The sequence below is a fragment of the Limnofasciculus baicalensis BBK-W-15 genome, from assembly GCF_024178385.1.
Lineage (GTDB): Bacteria > Cyanobacteriota > Cyanobacteriia > Cyanobacteriales > Coleofasciculaceae > Limnofasciculus > Limnofasciculus baicalensis.
The window spans coordinates 1-1,516 of record NZ_JAMZMM010000677.1 but is presented as its reverse complement, the minus strand read 5'-3'; the positions used below and the strand labels follow the sequence as shown (position 1 = coordinate 1,516).

Annotated in this window: 1 protein-coding gene; it reads right to left on the bottom strand. The window is 43.7% G+C overall.

What is annotated here, in order from left to right; genetic code table 11:
* Positions 1-13: 13 nt before the first annotated feature.
* Positions 14-1,345: an AAA-like domain-containing protein gene (locus tag NJ959_RS29390; protein WP_254015299.1), complete on the bottom strand. Its 1,332-nt coding sequence runs from the start codon at positions 1,343-1,345 to the stop codon at positions 14-16.
* Positions 1,346-1,516 lie beyond the last annotated feature (171 nt).

Genomic DNA, 1,516 nt, shown 5'->3' with positions numbered 1-1,516 from the left:
CCCCACTCCCCATTTATCCTTCATTATCCAGGCGATCGTGAAAATAATGGCGATATAATTCACAACTAGGCATGACGAGATCTCCTTGCCGTTGGATTAATCCCATACTGTGTAACTGATAGGCTTGAATTGTATCTAAACGGACTGGTTTAGTTGCAGTTACTACTTGTTTGAGGGCAGCGGCTAATTCAGGATGTCGTTTGAGAGTAACTAAATTTCGGCGTAAATAGTCACTGTAAATTCCGCCATCGGTTGGGGCATCTTGCAATAGCATAGATAGGGTAACATCCTGACGAGAGAGGTGATAAAATGCCAATCGCAATAAATAAGGATGTCCGCCAATCATCGATATAATTTGTTCTACCTCTTCAGGCTGTAAGGTTAATTGATGACAGGCGGCTAAATTGGCAACTTGATTAGGAGTAAATTCTTTTAAATCTACAGGTAATCCCACATTAAAAGGAGACTGATTAATATTTAGTGGAATGTAAACTTCTGTGGAATGTACCACTATTAGTCGCATTTGTTGCCAAATTGCCCGATTATTAGCTTCCTCATGCCAACTCCGGAGCATGGGAAAAAAGTATTTAGCAATATCGGGATACTGAAATACTTGATCTACTTCATCTAAGGCTAAGACAAGGGGACTATCGATCCGTTTTAATAGATAGGATTGGAAGTAGGTTTTGCAGCTTACCATGCTACCAATTACTGCCTCATTCCAATAATTATCGAGTTGATTCGGTAATTCTAGTTGGAGGGTAACATTAGCGCAAAACCAACGTAAAAATTTATCTAGGCTGCTAAATACTGCACCTTCAGCTTCCCGCAGATTCAAACGCACCGTGCGATATCCGTGAGTGGCGGCGTAGGTGAGAATTCTGTATAGTAAGGAGGTTTTTCCCATCTGCTGTGGTGCTTTGATCCGGATTAGCGCACCCGGTTGCACGATCGCCTGATAACAATCTACTTCAATCGGGGGACGCTCTATATAAAACTGGGAATCTAATGCCACGGGTTTATCGGGAAATTCGACGCTGTGTGCTGACGGGGGTACTGTCAATGTGGCAGAAGGAGTGCGATTAGACATTTCCCGCTTTAGCGCTTCCCGGAAGTTGGTTTTACTGACGGATTCGCCTAATGCTTCAGAAAGTTGTTTCCAGAGCTTTGGTCCAACCGTCCGTTGTAAGTAATTCGCAGTATAATCAGTGTTTTCTGACATCTCTTGATAGGTCTGATTTTGCCAAGCCCCCCGGAGGAGTGTTACTTCAACATCACTTAGATAACGTTGGGTGTGGGCAAAAAATGCCTCATTTGCCACCTGGAGTGCTGCTTCAAAGTTCATCTTTCTACCTGCCTGGGGAATCCCACCATCAAGGCGGGTGGAAAGGCAGGGCAGGGTGTATGCCTTTCCACTATTGAGTTAGAAGAATAAAGTGCGGGTTTCTGGATAGAGGAACCCCTCATAGCATATACTACTTTTTCATACTAAGTAGTAGAAAGTGGGAATGGGGAG